This is a genomic window from Cupriavidus sp. PB-02, assembly GCF_058252315.1.
On the sequence record NZ_CM177695.1, the window covers coordinates 619,416 to 640,276 of the forward strand.

General features: G+C 67.5%; 17 protein-coding genes. 8 read left to right on the forward strand and 9 right to left on the reverse strand.

Annotated features, from left to right (window positions below; translation table 11 throughout):
• Window positions 1–22: 22 nt before the first annotated feature.
• The gene (locus tag AC10V3_RS23610) at window positions 23–1,816 is read right to left on the reverse strand and encodes a cytochrome c biogenesis protein DipZ (protein WP_022537826.1); all 1,794 of its coding nucleotides are present in this window, start codon (window positions 1,814–1,816) and stop codon (window positions 23–25) included.
• Window positions 1,817–2,044: 228 nt separating this feature from the next.
• Here AC10V3_RS23610 and AC10V3_RS23615 point away from each other — a divergent pair, with 228 nt between their 5' ends.
• The 3 genes from AC10V3_RS23615 to AC10V3_RS23625 all read left to right on the forward strand — a co-directional run bounded on the left by AC10V3_RS23615 (window position 2,045) and on the right by AC10V3_RS23625 (window position 4,685).
• The gene (locus AC10V3_RS23615) at window positions 2,045–2,788 is read left to right on the forward strand and encodes a response regulator (RefSeq protein WP_022537827.1); all 744 of its coding nucleotides are present in this window, start codon (window positions 2,045–2,047) and stop codon (window positions 2,786–2,788) included.
• The gene (locus AC10V3_RS23620) at window positions 2,785–4,086 is read left to right on the forward strand and encodes a sensor histidine kinase (RefSeq protein ID WP_022537828.1); all 1,302 of its coding nucleotides are present in this window, start codon (window positions 2,785–2,787) and stop codon (window positions 4,084–4,086) included. Before AC10V3_RS23615 ends, AC10V3_RS23620 begins: the two co-directional genes overlap by 4 nt.
• A gap of 263 nt (window positions 4,087–4,349) precedes the next feature.
• Window positions 4,350–4,685 (forward strand): hypothetical protein, encoded by a 336-nt coding sequence (locus AC10V3_RS23625; protein WP_022537829.1) that lies wholly within the window; start codon window positions 4,350–4,352, stop codon window positions 4,683–4,685.
• 90 nt (window positions 4,686–4,775) lie between these two features.
• Here the strand turns inward: AC10V3_RS23625 and AC10V3_RS23630 are convergent, their stop codons facing one another.
• From AC10V3_RS23630 to AC10V3_RS23645, 4 genes are all read right to left on the reverse strand, one after another.
• Window positions 4,776–6,536, reverse strand: coding sequence for an FAD-dependent oxidoreductase (locus AC10V3_RS23630; RefSeq protein ID WP_490924073.1), 1,761 nt, complete (start codon window positions 6,534–6,536; stop codon window positions 4,776–4,778).
• A gap of 162 nt (window positions 6,537–6,698) precedes the next feature.
• The gene (locus AC10V3_RS23635; protein WP_022537831.1) at window positions 6,699–7,901 is read right to left on the reverse strand and encodes an MFS transporter; all 1,203 of its coding nucleotides are present in this window, start codon (window positions 7,899–7,901) and stop codon (window positions 6,699–6,701) included.
• A gap of 294 nt (window positions 7,902–8,195) precedes the next feature.
• The gene (locus AC10V3_RS23640; protein WP_490924074.1) at window positions 8,196–9,053 is read right to left on the reverse strand and encodes an adenylate/guanylate cyclase domain-containing protein; all 858 of its coding nucleotides are present in this window, start codon (window positions 9,051–9,053) and stop codon (window positions 8,196–8,198) included.
• Between the two features lie 306 nt (window positions 9,054–9,359).
• Window positions 9,360–9,725 carry a glyoxalase superfamily protein gene (locus AC10V3_RS23645; RefSeq protein WP_490924313.1) on the reverse strand — a complete coding sequence of 122 codons (366 nt, stop codon included), beginning with the start codon at window positions 9,723–9,725 and terminating at the stop codon, window positions 9,360–9,362.
• A gap of 162 nt (window positions 9,726–9,887) precedes the next feature.
• Here AC10V3_RS23645 and AC10V3_RS23650 point away from each other — a divergent pair, with 162 nt between their 5' ends.
• Window positions 9,888–10,850 (forward strand): aliphatic sulfonate ABC transporter substrate-binding protein, encoded by a 963-nt coding sequence (locus AC10V3_RS23650; protein ID WP_490924075.1) that lies wholly within the window; start codon window positions 9,888–9,890, stop codon window positions 10,848–10,850.
• Between the two features lie 10 nt (window positions 10,851–10,860).
• Here AC10V3_RS23650 and AC10V3_RS23655 read toward each other — a convergent pair whose 3' ends face one another.
• Both AC10V3_RS23655 and AC10V3_RS23660 read right to left on the reverse strand, forming a co-directional pair.
• A complete protein-coding gene (locus AC10V3_RS23655; RefSeq protein ID WP_022537835.1) occupies window positions 10,861–11,790 on the reverse strand; it encodes a LysR family transcriptional regulator in 930 nt (309 codons plus the stop codon).
• A 73-nt stretch (window positions 11,791–11,863) separates the two neighbouring features.
• Complete coding sequence (locus AC10V3_RS23660; protein WP_490924076.1) at window positions 11,864–13,345, reverse strand: amidase family protein; 1,482 nt, start codon at window positions 13,343–13,345, stop codon at window positions 11,864–11,866.
• Between the two features lie 153 nt (window positions 13,346–13,498).
• Between AC10V3_RS23660 and AC10V3_RS23665 the strand changes: the two genes are divergently transcribed.
• Complete coding sequence (locus AC10V3_RS23665) at window positions 13,499–14,407, forward strand: LysR substrate-binding domain-containing protein (protein ID WP_490924077.1); 909 nt, start codon at window positions 13,499–13,501, stop codon at window positions 14,405–14,407.
• A gap of 3 nt (window positions 14,408–14,410) precedes the next feature.
• On the opposite strand, the gene AC10V3_RS23670 is transcribed toward AC10V3_RS23665, so the two are convergent.
• Together AC10V3_RS23670 and AC10V3_RS23675 are read right to left on the reverse strand one after the other, a co-directional pair.
• Complete coding sequence (locus tag AC10V3_RS23670; protein ID WP_041681950.1) at window positions 14,411–15,856, reverse strand: N-acyl-D-amino-acid deacylase family protein; 1,446 nt, start codon at window positions 15,854–15,856, stop codon at window positions 14,411–14,413.
• 17 nt (window positions 15,857–15,873) lie between these two features.
• Window positions 15,874–16,848 (reverse strand): Bug family tripartite tricarboxylate transporter substrate binding protein, encoded by a 975-nt coding sequence (locus AC10V3_RS23675; protein ID WP_490924078.1) that lies wholly within the window; start codon window positions 16,846–16,848, stop codon window positions 15,874–15,876.
• A 349-nt stretch (window positions 16,849–17,197) separates the two neighbouring features.
• Between AC10V3_RS23675 and AC10V3_RS23680 the strand changes: the two genes are divergently transcribed.
• The 3 genes from AC10V3_RS23680 (at window position 17,198) to AC10V3_RS23690 (ending at window position 20,375) form a co-directional block, all read left to right on the forward strand.
• Complete coding sequence (locus tag AC10V3_RS23680) at window positions 17,198–18,127, forward strand: MBL fold metallo-hydrolase (protein ID WP_490924079.1); 930 nt, start codon at window positions 17,198–17,200, stop codon at window positions 18,125–18,127.
• 273 nt (window positions 18,128–18,400) lie between these two features.
• The gene (locus AC10V3_RS23685; RefSeq protein ID WP_022537841.1) at window positions 18,401–18,862 is read left to right on the forward strand and encodes a tripartite tricarboxylate transporter TctB family protein; all 462 of its coding nucleotides are present in this window, start codon (window positions 18,401–18,403) and stop codon (window positions 18,860–18,862) included.
• A gap of 10 nt (window positions 18,863–18,872) precedes the next feature.
• Window positions 18,873–20,375, forward strand: coding sequence for a tripartite tricarboxylate transporter permease (locus AC10V3_RS23690; RefSeq protein WP_022537842.1), 1,503 nt, complete (start codon window positions 18,873–18,875; stop codon window positions 20,373–20,375).
• Window positions 20,376–20,861: the final 486 nt, after the last annotated feature.

Consider the following 20,861-nt stretch of genomic DNA (forward strand, 5'->3'; position numbering starts at 1 on the left):
AGTGCCCGCCTCATTTTTTTTCCTAGCCGAAGGTGAAGGCATAAGCCTGGGCACCGGGATCCAGGAAGCGGATCTCGAAAGTGTGTTCTCCGACCTCGCCGGCCTGGCGTACCAGCTGGTAGAGCCGCGTCTGCGTGACCGCGCCGTTGCCGGCCGCATCGATGTCGGCGCCGTGGCTGGCGCCCGGGGGCTTGCCGTCGATGGTGACCACGAAGCGCACCGCCCGGCCGTCGGCCGCCGGTCCCAGCACCAGGTGCAGGTCGCGCGCGTGGAAGCGATAGGCGATGCTGCCATCGGCACGATTGAGCGTGGCCTGCTCGACGCCGACCGTCCACTGCCCGGACAGGCCCCACTGGTTGAGGCGAAGCCTGGCAACGGTGTACTGGCTCGGCGCGTCCTGCCGAATGCCGCCCGGCGAGGCGAAATTGGACGCCTGCGTATAGCCGAGATAGGTCTCGTTCGAGCGCAGGTTCGACAGGTCCGGTGCCGCTAGCGCGCCACCCGCCTCGGGAACGACCACATCGCGCGCCACCGACCGGTTGCCCGCTTCCGCCAGCAGCGACTGGATCACGCGCTCGGACTTGGCATAGTCGCCCTCGCCGAACTGGTGGTGGCGGATATTGCCGCTGGCGTCGACAAAGTAGGCGGCCGGCCAGTAGCTGTTATGGAACGCGCGCCAGATGCGGTAATCGCTGTCCACGGCCACCGGGAAGCCGATGCGGAAGTTGGCGATCGCGCGGCGCACGTTTTCCGGGCTCTTCTCGAAGGCGAACTCGGGCGTGTGCACGCCAACCACCGTCAGGCCCTGATCCTTGTACTTCTCCGCCCAGGCGCGCAGGTAGGGCAGGGTGCGGATGCAGTTGATGCAGGAGTAGGTCCAGAAGTAGACCAGCGTGACCTTGCCGTGCAGCTGCTCGCGCGACAGCGGCGGGGAGTTGAACCATTGCACGGCTCCGTCGAGCGCAGGCAGGCGGCCTTCCACGGGCAACGGGCCCGGGAAACCCGCCTGGGTGTCATTGGCGGCCAGCAAGATGCCGCCGCCACCGCTGGCGGCGTTGGTGGCTTGCGGCGCGGGCTGTTGTTCCTTGCGCAGCCCGTCGACCAGCGCCTGCTCGATGCCGGTCGGCCCGCTGAACGGAAAGTGCACCAGCAGGCTGGTGTCGGCACCACTGCCGATGAGGACCACGCCGCCCAGCACGCCCGCCCCCAAGCCGCGGCGCAGCCATTCGCTTGCACCCATCGACCGCTTCATCGCCGCAAAGACGCGGTTGCCCAGGCCCAGCGCCGCCGCCAGCGAGGTGGCCGCGCCGGCCGCATAGGCCGCCAGCGCCACCGATGTCGACACGCTGGCACCTTCAAGGGCGGTGCCCGTCAGGACCAGACCGAGGATCGGGCCGGCGCAGGGCGCCCACAGCATGCCGGTGGCGATGCCAAGCACCAGCGAACCCCACGGCGAAGCCTGGGCTGACGCAGCGGCGTTGGCCGGACCGTTGTTGGCCAGCCGGTTGCCCAGCGCCACCACAGGCCGTGCGAGGATATCCGCCAGTTTCGGCCAGAGCAGGGACAGCCCGAACACGCCCAGCAGCACCAGGGCAGCAAGGCGCCCGGCTTCGTTGGCACGCACGGCCCACGCGCCGCCAGCGGACGCCAGCGTGGCCACCCCGGCAAAGGTCAGGGCCATGCCGGCCAGCATCGGCAGCCTGCCGCGCAGGAACGGCTGGCCGGTGCGGCTCAGCACAAAAGGCAGGACGGGCAGGATGCACGGGCTCAGGATAGTCAGTACACCCCCGAGGTAGGCGAGGATCAGCAGGGCCATGATCGAGGTCCTTTCGCAATGGTTTGGCTTGCCATCGATCAGACACCGCCGGCGTCGCTGCAATGTGTCGCCATCGGCGGATAATGTGTACGATTGTTGAGGCGCCGCCGCCTGATACATTGCGGTACAAGAAAAATCGCGCCTGTTGCGCCTCATCGCCTCCCCCCATGCGCCCCACCGCATGGCGATGCGGACGGGCCGTTCCTATTCAGCGCAAAGAGGACATCGATGGATTCCCATGTCGACCATATCCTGATCGTCGATGACGACCGGGAGATCCGTGAACTGGTTTCGGCCTACCTCACCAGGAACGGCCTGCGCACGACCGTCGTGCCGGATGGCCGGCACATGCGCGCGTTCCTGGAGACCAATGCCGTCGACCTGATCGTGCTCGACCTGATGCTGCCCGGCGATGACGGCCTGGTGCTGTGCCGGGAACTGCGCGCCGGCAAGCACAAGGCCACCCCAGTGCTGATGCTGACCGCGCGCGACGACGAGACGGATCGCATCGTTGGCCTGGAAATGGGCGCCGACGATTACCTGGCCAAGCCGTTCGCGGCGCGCGAGCTGCTGGCCCGCATCAAGGCCGTGCTGCGCCGCACCAGGATGCTGCCGCCCAACCTGCAGATCAGCGTGGCCGGGCAGGTGCTCGCGTTCGGCGACTGGCAACTGGATACCACCGCGCGCCAGCTGGTCGACCGCGAAGGCACCATCGTCGCGCTCAGCGGCGCGGAGTACCGGCTGCTGCGCGTCTTTGTCGACCATCCCCAGCGCGTGCTCAACCGCGACCAGCTGCTCAGCCTGACGCAGGGCCGCGAGGCGGAGATGTTCGAGCGCTCGGTTGACCTGCTGGTCAGCCGCCTGCGCCAGCGCCTCAATGACGATGCGCGCGAGCCCAGTTATATCAAGACCGTGCGCAGCGAGGGCTATGTGTTCGCCATGCCCGTGGAGATCAAGGAGGCACGGGAGTGAGTGCGCGGCACTGGCCCTGGCCGCGCACGCTGGGATCGCGCCTGTTCCTGATCCTGCTGGCAGGCCTGATCGTCGCCCATGGGCTGTCCTTCGGGGTGCTGTTCGCGGAACGCTACATCACTGCGCGCAGGGTGATGCTCGGCACGCTGGAAAACGACGTGTCCACCTCGCTCGCGATCCTGGACCGCGTGCCTGCCGCCGAGCGCCCGCAGTGGTTGCCGCGCGTGAACCGTGGCGCTTATCAGTACATGCTGGGTCCGGGTATGCCGGGCGTGCCCCAGATGACGCCGCAGGCCAAGGAGATTGCCGACCGGATCATGGAGGCGAGCGGCGGCCGCTTTGCGGTCCGGGTGGAATCGATCCCCGGTCAGGGCAAGCGCATGCAGGCACACCTGACGCTCAGCGACGGCAGCCCGCTGACCATCGACGTGCACCCGCGCCCGACGCCGATCGCGCAGTGGCTGCCTTATGTGCTGGTGCTCCAGTTGCTGCTGCTGGTGCTGTGCTGCTGGTTCGCTGTGCGGCTGTCGATCCGCCCGCTGGTGGCGCTGGCCGATGCCGCCGACGCGCTCAACCCGAATGCGAAGACGGCGCCGCTTGCCGAGACCGGTCCCACCGAACTGGTGCGCGCGGCACACGCATTCAATGCCATGCGTGAGCGCATCGCCGGGTTTGTCGAGGAACGCGTACGGCTGCTGGCGGCGATCTCCCACGACCTGCAGACGCCGATCACGCGCATGAAGCTGCGCGCCGAGATGGCGGAAGACTCCGACGACAAGCGCAAGATGGCGCAAGACCTGGCCGAGATCGAAGCGCTGGTGCGGGAAGGGCTGGCGTATGCGCGCACCACCCATGGCGATGGCGAAAAGGCGTCGCGGCTCGACCTCGGCTCGTTTGTCGAAAGCCTGGCATTTGACTACCAGGACACCGGCAAGGCGGTGACGGTGCTGCAGAACATCGGCGGAACCGTCGTGACGCGCCCCAATGCCTTGCGGCGGATCCTGACCAACCTGGTCGACAACGCCATCAAGTTCGGCGGGGCGGCGGAGCTGAGCGTGCGCCGCGAGGGCGATGCCGTGGTCATCGAGGTACTCGACCGCGGCGCCGGCATCCCGGAAGACCAGCTCGAAGCCGTGCTGCAGCCGTTTGTGCGGCTGGAGGGTTCGCGCAACCGGGAAACCGGTGGTACCGGGCTCGGGCTGGCGATCGCCCAGCAGCTTGCGGTGGCCATCGGCGGCTCGCTCAGGCTGCGCAATCGTGAAGGCGGCGGCCTGGTGGCGGAAGTCAGGCTGGGCTGACTGGCCATCCCGCAGCCGCTTCCGAGGGGGAAGGGAAGTGCATCATGCGCGTCACCTGCGCACTCGCTGGCCGCCCGTCCTCCGCAGATTTGTACGCTTCTGTATCAAGACCCCACAACGATACGCACATGCACAGTAACGGCCATAACTCGCTACTGGCGCGATACATCGGTCTCCTTAAATACGTTCCGTAGCCAGCCGGCGCATCGCAAACCAGCGATCCGGGGCTGCACCAGCCACCGCAAACTTTAAGGAAGCCGATCATGACCACCACCAACATCGCCAAGCGTTTTGTGTTCGCCGTTGCCCTGGTTGCCGCCGCTGCCGGCGCGCAGGCCGCCGGAATCTCCAGCGCCCGCGACCCGTTCACCGACGGTGCCCGTTCGGTCCACTCGGAGCGCAGCACATTTACCGATGGCGCGCGGGCTGTCGATCCCTACACCGACGGTGCGCGCAACGTGGACCCGTTCACCGACGGCGCACGCAACGTGGATCCGTTCACCGACGGCGCCCGCACGCTGGCCGGCATGGATCGCACGGGGGTCTCGGCGGATCCGGCGCGCCATGTCGATCCCTATCTCGACGGCGCCTACGCCTGATGCACCGGACTGCGGAACACAAGGAGCGTGACCGGCATCTCGTCCGGGCCCGGGACATGCGCGCGCTTCTTCACACCGCAGATTTTTTTGCTAGCTCAGCTCTCGCCCCGCGGGTGCGTCCACCAGACCCCGGGCAATAAAGCGGTGAATCTGCGCCACCACGGCCGCGCCTTCGCCCACCGCCGACGCGACACGCTTGGTGGATCCGGAGCGAACGTCGCCGATGGCGAAGACACCCTCCACGCTCGTCTGCAAGGGCAGTGTCTGCAAGGGCGCATCGGCCACGTCGGTGCCGGTCAGGACGAAGCCCTTGCTGTCCAGCGACACGCCGCAGTTCCTGAGCCAGTTGGTATTCGGCTCGGCGCCGATGAATACGAACAGGTGATGTGTCGTCAGGCTGCCTTCCATGCCGCCGGCACCGCGATAGCGCACGCGTTCGAGACGCGCATCCCCCTCCAGCGCGGTCAGTTCCACCCGTGTATGCAGCGTCACGTTCGGCAGCGCGCCGATCCGTTCGATCAGGTAGTGCGACATGCTGTGCGCCAGGCTCGCCCCGCGGATAAACATGTGCACATGCTCGGCATGCGCGGCCAGGAAGACCACCGCCTGCCCCGCCGAGTTGCCGCCGCCGACCAGCAGCACCGGTTCCTTGCGGCATAGCCGCGCCTCGATCGGCGTCGCCCAGTAATAGACGCCGCAGCGTTCGAAACGCGCCAGCCCGTCCACGGCAGGACGCCGGTACTCGGCGCCGCTGGCGACGACCACGGTGCGCGCAAGGATGCGGCGGGCATCGGCAAGCTCCACCACCAGCGGCTGCCTGTCGCAATACATCGCCTTGACTTCGCACGGGATGCCGATATGCGCACCGAACTTCTGCGCCTGCACGAACGCGCGGCCCGCCAGTGCCTGCCCCGTGATGCCCGTGGGAAAGCCCAGGTAGTTCTCGATGCGCGCACTGGTGCCGGCCTGGCCGCCGGGCGCGCGGCAGTCGAATACCACGACCGACAGCCCTTCGGACGCCGCGTAGACGGCCGTCGCCAGCCCCGCCGGGCCGGCGCCGACGATCGCCACATCGTAGACGTGCGTCGGATCAAACTCCGGGATCAGTCCCAGGCACGACGCGAGCTGTCCCACATCGGGGTTGCGCAGCACGGTGCCGTTCGGGCAAATAACGAGCGGGAAGTCATCGGGCTGTGGCGTCACGCGTTCGAGGAAGGCGATGGCTTCCGCGTCCTGCTCCGCATCGAGCACCATGTTTGGAAATGCATTGCGGCGCAGGAAGTCCTGCAACGCGACCAGTCGCCCATCGCCGGGGGCGCCGACCAGGACGGCACCCCGGCCGCGTTCGATGGCCAGCACACGCCTGAGGATCAGGGCGCGCATGATCTTCTCGCCAAGATCGGCTTCGCTGATCACCAGGGCGCTGAGCGCATCCGGCCGCAGCAGCACCGCCTCGACGTCTTCGACGACGTGCGCGTCGACGATCGCTGGCTTGTTCGACAGCTGGGTGATATCCGAGGTGAACTCGCCGCGCTGGGTATAGGTGTGGACAATGTGGTGACCCATGCCCTCGCGAATGACGATCCGCACTTTGCCCGACAGCAGCAGGAACATGCCCGGGCAGAGGCTGCCGGATTGATAGAGGAATTCACCCCTGGTGTAGTGGCACTGGCTGCCGAAGCGGCGCACGCGGTCGATTTCGGTCTCGGTGAGGATCGGGAACATCTGGAAGTAGCGCGGATGTTCGCGCACGCTCGGGTCTTCGACCAGCGCGCTGTCGTCGATACCGCTCGCATCCACGGCTGGCTCAGGGGTGAGCTTGCCGCCGCCCGGGCTTGACTCGTTGCTCATCGCCGATTCTCCTCGGCGCCAATTGGGGTGAATCGGCGCCGCTATCGCGTAGTCACCGGTGTCCACGGAAATGACTGTGCGCTGTGGCCGCCTGATAAAACGAGAGTATTCAAGTTGAGGCGGCCAGCCAAGTAGTCTTGCATTCGCGCTTTGGCGTCGCCGCTAGCCCGAACGTGCCTGCTGGCGCAGGTCGTGGGTCCGCCCGGACAGGTAGGGCAGGTTCGCCGACACGAAGACCGCCAGCAGCAACGCCCCGGCACTCCATGCCACGGCAGGAAGCCACGGCAGCAGGCTCGCCAGCATGGCGGTCTTGATGGCGCCTGACGACACCATGGCAATGCGCATGAAAGCGGCGACCGCCAGCACGGCAAATACGAGTCCGGTGAACATCCCTTCGCGGCCGACGTAGCCGGCGTCGAGCGCCGCATTGGCCGCCGAGGCGAACATGATGCCCCACAGGCCGCCGGCGAGACATTGCACCGCGAGGACGGCCTCGAGCGAGGTGGCCGCGGCGAAACCGAACAACGAAAGCGCGCCGAGGCTCGCGGCGGCCAGCAGCAGCACATAGGCCGGATAGCGCCGCAGCACCGGCGCCCCGGGCAGCAGCACGCACAGCGCAAAGCCGATCCAGAACGCCGGCATCACGCGCACGAGCCCGGCAGCGGGAACGAAGCGCAGGTAGGCCGGTGCGGAGTTGACGGTGGTGTGGACCTGGAATCCGAGGGCGAGCAGCCAGACCGCGGCAAAGAGCAGCCAGATGCGCTTGAGCGCCACGCCGGCTGCCGGGGCGGGCGCCGCGTCGGCGTCATGGCGCGCCGCGGCGGGCTCGCTCCATTGCAGCGCGACCACGGCCAGCACCAGCGCCGCGCTGGCTGCGATGAACGGCAGCAGGGGTGAGACCTCCCGCAGTCGCGCTGTCAGCAGCGGCGCCACGGCCCCGGCAAGGCCGATGCCGAGCAGCGAAGATCCCACCAGGAACGACGACGCGGTCGCTTGCATGCGCCGGGCAATGATCACCATGGGCGGCGCGCGCAATGCGGACGAGGTGGCCGCCCAGACCGCGGTCAGGCCCAGCAGCAGCCAGGGCGACGTGACCCGGGGCAGCAGCACGAAGGCCAGGGCAGAAACCACGGACAGCGCCAGGATCCAGCCTCCCAGCCTGCGCATGGCGTTGGCGACACGGTCGGCCGCGATGCCCAGCGCGCAGTCCATGGCGACAAAGATCACCTGGTCCATCAGCAGGATCCAGGCGACGTGCGCGCGCGCGATGCCTGCCTGCGCGGCCAGCTGCGGCAGGAAGGCCACGTAGAGGGTCCACGTCACCGCCAGCAGGAACTGCACGGAGCAGAAGATCAATGCGCGCATGCCGCCCACCCTGCCTGGAATAGCCAACTGGTTTGTTCTTATGCCCGGCGCAGGCGTGCCGCGCGCCGGAGCTTCCAGTTGCAAGGATAGGGCAGCGCCTGCAGTGTGGGTGACGCGCCGCGCGGGGCGCGCAGTCGCGGCGCTGCGGCACGGCGTCAAAGGCAAGCGGCACGGGCTACGGACCAGCCGTGGGGCTGGATCGATCTGGCTGCTGCTTCCCTGGCTTGCAAACGTCGCCTGGATCGTAGGATGCGGCGTCGGGCACGGCACTCCTGGCGGCGCCGCCGGCGGGCATCAGCCCACAAAGAACTCAATTCCCTCCTGCGCGTATTCGTTCGGCTGGCCAAACGTTATCCAGCCATGGCCCCTGAGCGTGATTTCGTCACGACGCAGGATCAGCGCCTCTTCGCCATCGATCCTGACGTGGGTGCCATTGGAACTCCTGTCGATCAGCACGAAGCGGCCGCCGCGAGGCTCGACCGTGGCCTGGAATCTCGATACCTGCCGATCCGTGACCACGACGCTCATGGTGGTGTCGCGGCCGATGGTCAGCGGCGCCGAGGCGGAGTCCATTTCGAAGTGGGCGCCCCGATACCGCAGCGAAAGCAACACGGAGCGGCGCAATGCCTGATCCAGCGGGGCCACCACGGTCATATCGATGTTCTGCTGCCAGAGCGCCTCGTACAGTTCGATCATCTGGTTCTTGCCCCGCACCTGGATCGGATACAAGTGGCGTGTCATCTGGCGCAGGCTGGCGGACAGCTGCTCCACGGCGTTCTTGCTGGTGATGATCTGGCCGCGCGACGCGAGTTTGACCAGGCGGGCGGCAAGGTTGACCGTGTCGCCGAACACATCGCCGGATTCGTCCGACAGGATCGGCCCATGGTGGAAGCCGATATGGATCGCCAGGGGCGTTCCGGCGACCGGAGGAAGCCCGGCGACACCCTCCTGCATGCCGAGTGCGGCCTGCATCGCGTTCTCCGCGGCAGGGAACAGCACCATGATCTCGTCGCCGATCGTCTTGACGACCCGGCCTTGCGCGTCCGCGGAGCGCGCTTTCATCAGCGCGAGGCACTGGCGGATTGCGCCGAGCGCAACCGTATCCCCGGCTGTCTCATAGAGCCTCGTGCTGTCGCAGATATCCGCGAACATCACCGATCCGTCAGACGCGTCTCGTAGGGATTCTGGGTCCTTGTGCATCACCGGCCGTTCCGTCTGTACCCGGCGGGCCGATCCCGCCTGCTGGAAGCGTGGTCCCCTGGTGCCGTGACGAATGATGCTCGCACACCATGCACTCGCGTCGGTTGGGGGCCATGTCGGGCGCGCCCGGCAAACTCGGGGGCGCTCCGTTTGCATGATAGAACCTCGTTCCACTAGCGGCGGTCCGCGCTCGACGCTGCAGGAGCGAGCGTGTGAATGAAACGCTGGAGCTGGTCGCGTACCGCGTCGAATGACGGCTTAATCCGGGGCGAGCTCGCAAAAGCGCAGTCGATTGCCGAAGGGATCCGCCACTTGCAGCTGCCGCCCCCAGCCGAGCGCCTCAACGCCAGGCCTGGCGTACGGATATGGCTTGGCGGCCAGCTCGCGATGCAGCGCATCGATATCCTGCACTGGCACGAACACCGTCGACCCCGGCGTGGCATCGCCATGGTGTTCGCTCAGGTGCAGCGTCAGGCCGCTGCGCCTGACCTGCGCATACATCGGAAACCCCTCTTCAAACCGGTGCTCCCAGTCGAGGGTGAAACCGAGGTAGTCGAGATAGAACTCCTTGGCCTTGTCAACGGAGAAGATCCGGAGGATGGGGATGGCGGCGGAGAGGTGCATGGTGTTCCGTGCGAAGGCGGGGGAGCGGATGTCGCGATGATACCCGCGGATTTGTCGCGAGGTGACGCCGCGCGCATAAGCATCCGCGACAATCTTCGTTGGCTTCATCGCCGCGCCTGACTATGCTGGCGCTCCGTCCCAGATTTCCCGGAGCCCAGTGCCATGACCCCGACCCACAACCCGCGCCGCCGCCTGTTGCTGCAAGCCGCCGCCGCAGCCTGCGCGTTGCCCGGCGTGTCCTGGGGACAAGGCCAGCCCGTGCTGCGCATCGGCTTCCAGAAGTCTTCCACGCTGATGATCCTGCTGAAGTCGCGGCAGACGCTGGAGAAGGCGCTCGCGCCCAAAGGGGTTGCCGTGCAGTGGTATGAGTTCACCTCGGGGCTGCCACTGCTGGAAGCGCTGAACCTGGGCAACCTCGACCTGAGCGCCGACGTGGCCGATGCCGTGCCGCCGTTCGCGCTGGCCGCGGGTGCCGAGCTTACCTATTACGCCAGCGAGACACCGTCGCCGCAGGCGCAGGCCATTGTCGTGCGCGGCGATTCCCGCATCCGCGAGGTAGCGCAGCTCAAGGGCCAGCGGGTGGCCTTTGCCAAGGGTGCCGGCGCGCACTACCTCATGCTGGAGGCACTGGCGCGCGCGGGTTTGTCGATCCGCGATATCGAGCCGGTGTACCTGAGCCCGGCCGATGCGCGCGCCGCCTTCGAGCGCGGCAGCGTGGCCGCGTGGGCGATCTGGGATCCGTTCCTGGCCGCGGTGCAGCGCCAGGCCAATGCGCGCGTGCTGCGCGACGGCGAGGGGCTGGCCAGCTATCGCCGCTTCTACCTCGCCGCCACGCCCTTTGCACGCGCACACGCGGAGGTGCTCAACGTGGCCTTCGACGCGCTGCGCGAGGCCGGCGAGTGGGTCAAGCAGAATCCCGCCGAGGCGGCACGCTGGCATGCGCCGCTGATCGGGCTGGACGCGGCCACGGTCGAGGCCGCGAACGCGCGGCGCAGCTATGCGGTGCGCACGGTCGACGCCGCTGCGCTGGCCGAACAGCAGCGCATTGCCGATGCCTTCACCGCGCAGCAGATCCTGCCGCGCAAGGTGGCGATCCCGGCGTCGCCGGTGTGGCGCAAGGCGTGAGGGAAGCAGGCTAGGTCGCCGCATCCCCCTGTGCCAGTGCCGCGATCAGGTCCATCAGCCACATCAGGCCGGCATCGCTGTCCCGCGCAGCCGTCCAGACCGACATCACGGTGAAGTCCGGCATCGGCACCGGGGAGGGCGCATCGCGCAGGCCCGCGCTGTTGCACCATTGGTCGGCGAGCACCGCCGGCACCGTCGCCAGCGCGGGGGCTCCCCTGAGGATGGCCGGCACGCTGGCGAAGCGTGCGCTGCTGTAGCGAACGTCCCGTGCCTGGCCCCGTTCCGCCAGCCAGGCGTCGGCCGCGCTGTCGAAGGCGCCGCGATAGGACACCAGCACATGGGGAAACCGCAGGTAGTCGCGCAGCGACAGGCCCTGGCCGGCGCGCAGCGGCGCCGCGCCATAGACACAGCGAAAGCCCATGGTCCGCAGTGCGCGCTCGCGCCGCCATGCCGGCCCCTTGGCGAAGGGGCCGATGCCGAGGTCCATCTCGTTGCGCTCCAGCATGTCCGTGCCACGGAACGGGTCGGTCGGCACGATGGCCAGCCGCACGCGCGGGGCCAGCGCATCGAGCCGCGTCAGTAATGCCGGCGCAAGCCACAGTTCCACCCAATCGGGCATGCCCACGACAAAAGTCCGGTCGGACGTCGGCGGGTCGAATTCACGCCGTTCGAGGAGGGCGGCCTCGATGTCCCCGAGTGCCGGCATCAGCCGCCGCTCGAGTTCCAGGGCGCGTTCGGTCGGCTCCATGCCGCGCGCGGTCCTGACCAGCAGTGGATCGTCGAACAGCTCCCGCAGCCGCGCCAGCGCGCCGCTGACGGCCGGCTGCCCCAGGTGCAGGTGCGCCGCCGCGCGCGAGACGCTGCGCTCGCGCAGCAACACGGCCAGCGTGACCAGCAGGTTCAGGTCGACGCCGCGAAAATGGCTTTCCTTGATGCTCACCTTGGCTACCTTCCGTCGGATTTTGCGGCACTGAACTATCGCGCGATGCCTGCGGCAAGGCAAGCCGTCCTCGTCATCGCAGCGCCGGCGTACTGGCGGGCGGGCGGCGGTGCCGGGTCAGTTGCTCGAAGGCCGACGCCAGGGGCAGCAGCACGGCATCGCTGCCTGCCCGGCCCAGCCACGACACGCCAGCGGGAACGCCGGCCGACGTGAATCCCATCGGCACGCTGACCTCGGGAAAGCCGGCAGCGCTTGCCATATGCATCGCCGCCAGGGGCTGCTCGGCGCGGCAGTGGTAGGTGGCATCGGCCATGTCGAAGCGCGGCGATGCAGGGCATGCCAGCGTGGGGAACAGCAGCGCCTCCACGCCGTCGGCACGGAAGATATCGTCGAGCAGGGCGCCGAAGTGGCTTGCCGCCACACCATCGCCTTGCGGCGGCAGGTCTTGCGTCTCGTACGCTTGCCTTAGCGCGGCAAGGGTAAGCGGGTTCACAGGATGGCAGCCATCCGTTGCGGCCATGCGCGCAAGCAACGCAGACGTATTGGCCGGCACGCCGGCAGGCAACTGCCCCAGCCAGGCGTCGAGCCCGCGCACCCATTCAGCGCGGGCGATATCGCCCAGCAGGTCGGCGTAGAGCGTGCGCGCGCCGGCCGGCAGGCGCACGGGTATGGTCTCGGCGCCCGCCGCACGCATGGTCTCGGTCGCCGCCAGGAAGAGCTGATCGATCTCGTCGTTGCCGCCCGCGAAGTTGGCCACGATGCCCAGCCTGCGGCCGCGCAACGACGCTGCCATCTCGCTGAAACCTGCGCCGGGCACCAGCGCGTCCAAAACGATGGCCGCATCGGCCGCACTGCGCGCCACCGGACCCACGGTATCGAACGATGCCGCCAGCGGCAGCACGCCTTCCGCCTCCAGCAACCCATGGGTCGGCCGCATGCCGGCCAACGCATGCACGCAGGCCGGACCGCGCACGGAACCGAATGAGTCGGTGCCGAGTCCGAAGGCCGCGAAGTTGGCCGCCACCGCCGCGCCGGTGCCGCTGCTGGAACCGCTGGCATTACGCGACAGGCGATAGGGATTGCGCGTCAGGCCGTTGGCGGAGCTGTAGCCGAAGCGGCCGTTGGAGGCGGCCAGCTCCGACATATTGGCCTTGGCCAGCACGATGGCGCCGGCTTCGCGCAGGCGCGCCACGCACGGCGCGTCCGCGTTCGGATAAGCCTCGCGCAACGCCGCACACCCGGCAGTGGTCGGCATGCCGACGGCATCGATATTGTCCTTGACCACCATGGGAATGCCATGCAGCGGCCCGCGCGGACCGCTTGCGCGCAGTTCCTGGTCCAGCGCACGCGCCTCGTGCAAGGCGGCGGGATTGACGCAACTGATCGCGTTGATCAGCGGGCCGGACTTGTCGAAGGCGGCGATACGGGCGAGGTAGCAGTCGACCAGGCCGGCCGCGGAAATGGTGCCGGCGCGCATGGCATCGGCGAGTTCCCGGAGGGAGGCTTCGAACGGGTCGAAGCCGTCAGTCGGGGCAGCAGAAGAATTGGATGTCATCGGCGATCGTTCGGTATGCATGCAGTATTGGCCCGCCGGTGCGCGCAGGCAATGGATGTTTTATCCGTCCAGCTTTCCATCCCGGAATGAATGCACGACAATGCCGGCACGCGCCCCCGCAACCGGAGTCGGCTTCCCGCCACGCCTACCGACATGAAAAGTACCAACGGCCGCCACCTGCCCGCGCTGGCAAACCTGATTGCATTCGAGACCACGGCGCGCACGGGCAGCGTCACCGGCGCGGCCGAGGAGCTGTGCCTGACGCAAAGCGCGGTCAGCAAACAGATCACCGAGCTGGAATCCTTCCTCGGTGAGCGCATGCTGAACCGCCGCAAAGGCGCCGTGGCGACGACGCCTGCCGGCGAGGAATACCTCAAGAGCGTGCGCAAGGCCCTGGCCATGCTGGAGGAAGCCACGATGGAGGTGCAGTCGGGGCGCGCCTCGGGCGGGCGCCTGAACGTGTCGGTGCCTGTGTCGCTGGGCAATATCTGGCTGTTGCCGCGCATGCTCAGGTTCGCGCGCGAACAGCCGCATATCCAGCTCAACGTCACCACCAAGGTAGGCCCCGTCGACCTCGAAAGCACCGGGCTCGATGCGGCCATCATGTATTGCGCGGGGCCGCCGCCGCGCCATTTCAGCCTGAAGGTCATGCCGCTGGTACTGTATCCGGTGTGCGCCCCTGAGCTGCTGCCGGCCGGCGCTACGCTGGCCAGGGCGGTGAAGCGTCTGCCCTTGCTGCACCAGAACGCCGCGCTGGAAGCGTGGCCCGCCTATCTCGGGCAGACCGGCATCAAGCTCGCGCACCCGGATGACGGCTCGCGCTATGGCCTGCTGACCATGGGTTTGCAGGCTGCCCTCGGCGGCATGGGCCTGGCGCTGCTGCCGGAGTACGTTGCCGGCGACGACATCAGGGCGGGCCGGCTGCTGCGCCTGTCCGACGAGCCCTACGTCTCGCCCAAGGCCTACTACTTCATCTGCCGCGAGGACAAGCGCGACAGCCCCGCGATACAGACCTTCATCGCGTGGCTGCTGGAGCAGAGCGCCGACGCAAACCGGCGCTAGGCGCTACGGCTGTGCCTTCACCAGGGTGGAGGTGACGAAGCGTCCGGGACGGCTGCTGGCCGGTTGCCCGTCGCGAAGGGTCGCCTGCCCGGCGACGAACACATGCCGCACACCGACGGAGGGCTGCTGCGGATCGTCGAAGGTGGCGCGATCCTGGATCGTCGCCGGATCGAAGACGGTGATGTCCGCGACATGGCCCGTCCTGAGCTCCCCGCGCCGCTCCAGCCCGAAGCGCTGTGCCGGCAAGCCGGTCATCTTGTGGACCGCGCGCTCCAGCGGGAACAGCCCCAGGTCGCGCGAGTACAAGCCGAGCACGCGCGGGAACGTTCCCCACAGCCGCGGGTGCGGCGTTTCGTCGGAAGGGATGCCGTCGGAGCCGACCATCGTGTCGGGATAGGACAGGATGTCGCGCACGTCGGTCTCGTCCATGATGAAGTACACGGCACCGCCCGGCACCAGCGCCTGTGCGACTTCATGGCGTGAGCGGCCCCATTCCCGCGCGAGGTCTTCGAGGTAGCGCCCGGCGGCTTCAGGGTGCGGGGCCGACCAGGTGATCAGGATGCGGTCGCACTGATGCACGCGCTCGGGCCGCAGCATGGTCGACGACGCCGCATACGGATAGCAGTCCAGGCACAGCGGCATGGTTTCGGCCAGCCCGCGCACCTGCGCCAGCGTGTGGCGGCTGCGGCCGTGGTTCTGCTTGCCCACCAGCTTGTGGTGCGAGATCACCGTCGATACCCCCAGTGCCTTGCCGATGCGCGCGGTCTCGTCGATCGACGCGCCGATGTTGTCGCTTTCATCGCGCATATGGGAGACCAGCACGCCGCCGAGCCGCTTCATCGGCTCGCACATGCGCACGATCTCATCCTCGGGCGCCGCGGCCGATGGCGGATAGAACGTGCCGGTGGACACTCCGATTGCCCCCTGGCGCAGCGCTTCCTCGACGTCTTGCCGCATGCCTTCGATCTCCGCATCGCTGGCGGGCAGGCCAAGCTGGCGCATATGCCTGGCGCGCAGCGTGGACTGGCCTACCAGCACCGCGACATTGACCGCGGCCGGCTGCGCCACGAACGATTCACGGTAGGCCCGCACGGAATCGAAGCGGTAGCCGCCGCGCATGATGTCGAGCGGGGCGGGCGGGATGCTGTCGGTCACCAGCGGAAACAGGCTGATGCCGCAGTTGCCGGCGATGATGGTGGTGACGCCCTGCGTGACCTTGGGCAGCATCTCCGGGGACTGGAACACCATCCAGTCGTCATGCGTGTGGGTGTCGATAAAGCCCGGCGCCACGATCAGGCCGGCGGCATCGACTTCGGTGTCCGCCCGCGCTGCCGCGAGGTTGCCGATCGCGGCGATCTCGCCGTCCACCACACCAATGTCGGCGGCGCGACGCGGCGCGCCGGTGCCGTCGATGAGGTCGCCGTTGCGGATGATCAGGTCATAGTGCATTTGCATGGCGTGCTCCCTCAATCGACCCTGGCACCGCTCTTGCGCACCAGCTCGCCGAACTTGACGGTCTCCGTCGCGATCAGTTGCTGGAAGTCGTGGGCAGTGCCGCCCAGCGGATCGAACGAGAGCTTGTCCAGGTGCGCCCGGAAAGCCGGATCCTTGATGACGGCGTTGACTTCGCGGTTCAGGCGCTCGATGACCTCGGCAGGCGTGCCCGGCGCGGCCACCAGTCCCGCCCACGCGGTCAGCTCGTAGCCCTTCAGGCCGGCCTCCGCCATGGTCGGCAGGTCCGGGAAGTGCGGCGAGCGCTTGCTCGACGTCACCGCCAGCGCGCGCACGCGGTTGGAAACCACGTAGGGCCCGATCGACGGCACGTTGTCGAACATCAACTGCACGTTGTTGCCGACGAGATCCTGCAGCGCCGGCGTGCTGCCCTTGTAGGGCACGTGGGCGATGTTCAGGTTGGCCATGACCTTGAACAGCTCGCCGCCCAGGTGGCTGGTGGTGCCGTTGCCGGCCGAGCCCATCGACAGCTTGCCCGGGTTGGCGCGCGCGTAGGCCACCAGTTCCTGCGTGGTCCTGACCGGCAGCGATGGGTTGACGGCAAGGATATTGAAGGTCGTGACCAGGCCGACGATGGGCACCAGCTTGTCGGGGTCGTAGGGCAGCTTGCTGTAAAGGAAACGGTTGGTCGACAGCGTCGCGTTGTTGCCGTAGCCGATGGTGTAGCCGTCCGCCGGCGCGGCCAGCAGCGCCTGCATGCCGATATTGCCGCCCGCGCCGGGCCGGTTTTCGACGATCACGGCCTGGCCTAGCCGCTTCGACAACGCGTCGCCGAACAGGCGCGCAACGATGTCCGGTGCGCCGCCCGGCGCGGTGGGTACGATCAGGCGCACCGGCTTCTCCGGCCACGCTGCCTGCGCCGTCGCCGGCGCCCACAGCAGCGCGCCGAAGATCCCCGCGGCCAGGACTTGTATTGCTGACTTCCTCATGCTGACTCCCCTCGTCATCGTGGTGTAACTGTGGAATTGAGTATCAGCGACGGCCCGGCGCCGGCCTAGTGAAGTTTTATGCTCGGATAGTTTCCGTGGCGGAATGAATGCCGCGCGGGCCACACGCCGCGCGGTCCCGGAGTGCGGTATCGCCGGCGGCGATGCCGGCGATCATTCCAATCGATTTGTGCGAGTCCGCTTCGGCCACCAGAATCCTCACAACACGCGACAGCCTGTCGTTCGCGGTTCTTTCGAGGCAAGCACAATGAACACTCACCATTCCCCGTTAAAGCCTTCCCTGTGGCGACGTGCACTGCTGGTTGGTACCTTGCTCTGGTCGGTGATTGCCATGCCGGTCCATGCCGCGGCGCCGCAGGTCGGGACCCAGGCGCCCGGCTACTACCGGATGAAGCTCGGCAAGTTCGAGATCACGGCGCTGTCAGACGGTACCGTCAACGTGCCGATCGGCAAGCTGCTCAAGCATGCGTCGCACGAGCACATTGCGTCGCTGCAGGCGCGCAGCTACCAGTCCACCGAGCCCGAGACCTCGATCAACGCTTTCCTGATCAACACCGGCCAGCAGCTGGTGCTGGTCGATACCGGCGCGGGCAGCCTGTTCGGTCCCGGCGTCGGCGGCAAGCTGCCGGACAATATCCGCGCGGCCGGCTACCAGCCGGAGCAGATCGATGCGGTGCTGCTGACGCATATACACGTCGACCACTCCGGTGGGTTGGCCGTCGACGGCAATGCCGTGTTCCCGAACGCCGTGGTCTACGTCGACCGCCGCGATGCCGATTTCTGGCTGAACCCCGCCAATGCCGCGAAGGCGACATCAGGCCAGCGGCATAACTTCGCGCAATCGGAGGCGGTATTCGCGCCCTACCTGAAGGCCGGCAAGGTCCGGCCCTTCGACGGCGAGCAGGAGCTGTTCCCCGGCATCCGTCCGGTGCGCATGCCGGGCCATACCCCGGGTCACGCGTTCTATGAGATCAGCAGCGAGGGACAGCGCCTGCAACTGTGGGGCGACACCATCCATGCGCAGCAGGTGCAGTTTCCGGAGCCGGGCGTCGCGATCGATTTCGATGTCGATGCCACCGCCGCGGTGAAGATGCGCAAGCGGGCCATGGCTGACGCCGCGGCCAAGGGCTATTGGGTGGGCGCGGCGCATATCTCGTTCCCGGGCCTCGGGCATGTTCGGCGCCAGGGCAAGGGCTACGCATGGGTGCCGGCCGAGTACAGCATGGGACGAGAAAAGGCGGCGGCGGGCGCGTCGCACTGACACCCGAGCCTGGCGCAGCGAATCGAGTGGACGGCGACGATGACTGCAGGATGACAGCGCAGGCCTTCATGTATGCATACAACTGCCAAGTCTCGCCGCTCACGTGACGCAAGGATCCTGACGCACCGGCGAATTTGTAGGGAATAACCCTTGCCTTCATAAAAATATATCACAACATGATGTATTGTTCGGGACTCCCGAAACAGACGCGACAGCGCTGGCGACTGCCCCACGCCGGCAGCGCCCGCTGCGCGCGCCACAAGGAGCCCCCGCATGCGCATACGCAAGCAAACCGATCTTCTCTCCGGCCTGATGTTCGTCATGGTCGGCCTCAGCTTTTCATTCGTCGCCCGTGGCTATTCCATGGGCACCGCCGCAAAGATGGGCCCGGGCTATTTCCCATTCTGGCTCGGCATCGTGCTGGCGCTGCTTGGCGCCGTGGTGGCGCTGGGTTCGATGTCGCGTGAAGGCGATGCGGACCGGATGGCCCGCTGGGACATCAAGACACTCTTGTGGATCCTCGGATCGGTGGTGCTGTTCGGCCTGCTGCTCAAGCCGCTCGGCATGGTGTTGTCGGTGCTGGCGCTGGTGCTGGTGTCGTCGATGGCCAGCCATGAGTTCACCTGGAAGGGCGCCATGCTCAATGCCGCGATCCTGGTGCTGATCAGCACGGTGGCGTTCGTGTACGGCATCAACCTGCAGATGCCGGTCTGGCCTGCGATCCTCACCAACTAGGAGACATCGGATGGAGCTGCTAAGTCATCTTGCGCTGGGGTTTTCTACCGCGCTTTCGCTGCAGAACCTGGCTTATGCCTTCCTTGGCTGCGTGCTGGGGACGCTGATCGGCGTGCTGCCGGGCCTCGGCCCGTTGGCCACCATCGCCATGCTGCTGCCGATCACCTACACGCTGCCGCCGGTGGCGGCGCTGATCATGCTGGCCGGCATCTACTACGGCGCCCAGTACGGCGGGTCCACCACCGCGATCTTGGTCAACCTGCCCGGCGAGTCGTCGGCGGTGGTGACCACGCTCGACGGCTACCAGATGGCGCGCCGCGGGCGGGCGGGCGTGGCGCTGGCCACCGCTGGCCTGGGTTCGTTCTTTGCGGGCAGCGTGGCCACGCTGATCCTGGCCGCGTTTGCCACGCCGCTGTCGGAGCTGGCGTTCAAGTTTGGTCCCGCCGAATACTTCTCGCTGATGGTGCTGGGACTGATCGGCGCCGTGGTGCTGGCTTCGGGATCGCTGGTCAAGGCGGTGGCGATGATCGTGCTGGGGCTGCTGCTCGGGCTGGTCGGCACCGATGTGAACTCGGGCGCGGCGCGCTTCTCGTTCGACGTGCCGGAGCTGACCGACGGCATCAGCATCACCGCGCTCGCCATGGGGCTGTTTGGCTTCGCGGAGATCATTGCCAACCTGGAGCAGAAGGAACATCGCGAGACCTTCACCGACCGCGTCACCAACCTGTTCCCCACCCGCGAAGACTTCCGGCGCATGATCCCCGCCGTGCTGCGCGGGACGCTGCTGGGTTCGTCGCTGGGCATCCTGCCGGGCGGCGGGGCTTCGCTGGCGTCGTTCGCCGCGTATTCGCTGGAGAAGAAGGCCTCAAAGTATCCGGAGGAGTTCGGCAAGGGCGCGATCGAAGGCGTGGCGGGGCCGGAGTCGGCCAACAATGCCGCGGCACAGACCTCGTTCATCCCGCTGCTGACGCTGGGCATCCCGCCCAATGCCGTGATGGCGCTGATGGTTGGCGCCATGACCATCCACAATATCCAGCCCGGCCCGCAGGTGATGACCAGCAACCCGGCGCTGTTCTGGGGGCTGATCGCGTCGATGTGGATCGGCAACCTGGTGCTGGTGGTGCTGAACCTGCCGCTGATCGGCGTGTGGGTGAAGCTGCTGACCGTGCCTTACCGCTTCCTGTACCCGGCCATCCTGGTGTTCTGCAGCATCGGCGTCTACTCGGTCAACAACACGGTGTTCGACGTGTTCGCGGCGGCCAGTTGCGGCCTGATCGGCTACGTGTTCCTCAAGCTCCGCTGCGAGCCGGCGCCGCTGCTGCTGGGCTTTGTGCTGGGGCCGATGATGGAAGAGAACTTCCGCCGCACCTTGTTGCTGTCGCGCGGGGATTTCTCGGTCTTCACCTCCCGTCCGCTATCGCTGGGCCTGCTGGTGGCTGCCGCGGCGCTGGTGGCGGTGGTGGCGTTGCCGTCGATCAAGGCCAAGCGTGAGGAGGCGTTCCAGGAGGAATAACGCCGCAGTCGCACGCAGCAGTCGCGCAGCGGCGCAATGCCGCGCGCCTGGGTTGTTTCGCCCGCCATGGACGAAACAGCCCGACTTCACGCAGGACGACCAGCCTGCGCGCAAGCCATCGCATCACTCCTGTCGCCGGACCGCTGACCGCATCCTTGCCGGTCTCCATGCGTCCCGCAAAACCCCCCGAATGCCGCAGAACGGTCTTCCAGACGAGCAGGCCCGGCAATTGCTGTCAGTGGTGTGTCCTTGTTATCGTCAAAAAACCCGTCCGCAGGCAGTTTCGAGCCATCGGCCAGCGTCGCCCCGCCCGCCACAACGGGGTGGTGCCGGCCAGCGATACCAAGCGCTTTATCGCGGCGGCGAAGACGCGGCAGTGGGAGCGGGAGCCGCAGGTGCGGATGCTGGCGTAGGAAACGGATGGCGGTGTCACGGCGGTCCGGCACATGCTGCTGCGGGGCCGCCGCCCGATGACGCTGCGCGCTG

Coding starts and splice junctions, on each gene's coding strand:
- AC10V3_RS23610 (WP_022537826.1), bottom strand. CDS start 1,816: ATGGCCCTGCTGATCCTCGCCTACCTCGGGGGTGTACTGACTATCCTG.
- AC10V3_RS23615 (WP_022537827.1), top strand. CDS start 2,045: ATGGATTCCCATGTCGACCATATCCTGATCGTCGATGACGACCGGGAG.
- AC10V3_RS23625 (WP_022537829.1), top strand. CDS start 4,350: ATGACCACCACCAACATCGCCAAGCGTTTTGTGTTCGCCGTTGCCCTG.
- AC10V3_RS23630 (WP_490924073.1), bottom strand. CDS start 6,536: ATGAGCAACGAGTCAAGCCCGGGCGGCGGCAAGCTCACCCCTGAGCCA.
- AC10V3_RS23635 (WP_022537831.1), bottom strand. CDS start 7,901: ATGCGCGCATTGATCTTCTGCTCCGTGCAGTTCCTGCTGGCGGTGACG.
- AC10V3_RS23640 (WP_490924074.1), bottom strand. CDS start 9,053: ATGTTCGCGGATATCTGCGACAGCACGAGGCTCTATGAGACAGCCGGG.
- AC10V3_RS23645 (WP_490924313.1), bottom strand. CDS start 9,725: ATGCACCTCTCCGCCGCCATCCCCATCCTCCGGATCTTCTCCGTTGAC.
- AC10V3_RS23650 (WP_490924075.1), top strand. CDS start 9,888: ATGACCCCGACCCACAACCCGCGCCGCCGCCTGTTGCTGCAAGCCGCC.
- AC10V3_RS23660 (WP_490924076.1), bottom strand. CDS start 13,345: ATGACATCCAATTCTTCTGCTGCCCCGACTGACGGCTTCGACCCGTTC.
- AC10V3_RS23665 (WP_490924077.1), top strand. CDS start 13,499: ATGAAAAGTACCAACGGCCGCCACCTGCCCGCGCTGGCAAACCTGATT.
- AC10V3_RS23670 (WP_041681950.1), bottom strand. CDS start 15,856: ATGCACTATGACCTGATCATCCGCAACGGCGACCTCATCGACGGCACC.
- AC10V3_RS23675 (WP_490924078.1), bottom strand. CDS start 16,848: ATGAGGAAGTCAGCAATACAAGTCCTGGCCGCGGGGATCTTCGGCGCG.
- AC10V3_RS23680 (WP_490924079.1), top strand. CDS start 17,198: ATGCCGGTCCATGCCGCGGCGCCGCAGGTCGGGACCCAGGCGCCCGGC.
- AC10V3_RS23685 (WP_022537841.1), top strand. CDS start 18,401: ATGCGCATACGCAAGCAAACCGATCTTCTCTCCGGCCTGATGTTCGTC.
- AC10V3_RS23690 (WP_022537842.1), top strand. CDS start 18,873: ATGGAGCTGCTAAGTCATCTTGCGCTGGGGTTTTCTACCGCGCTTTCG.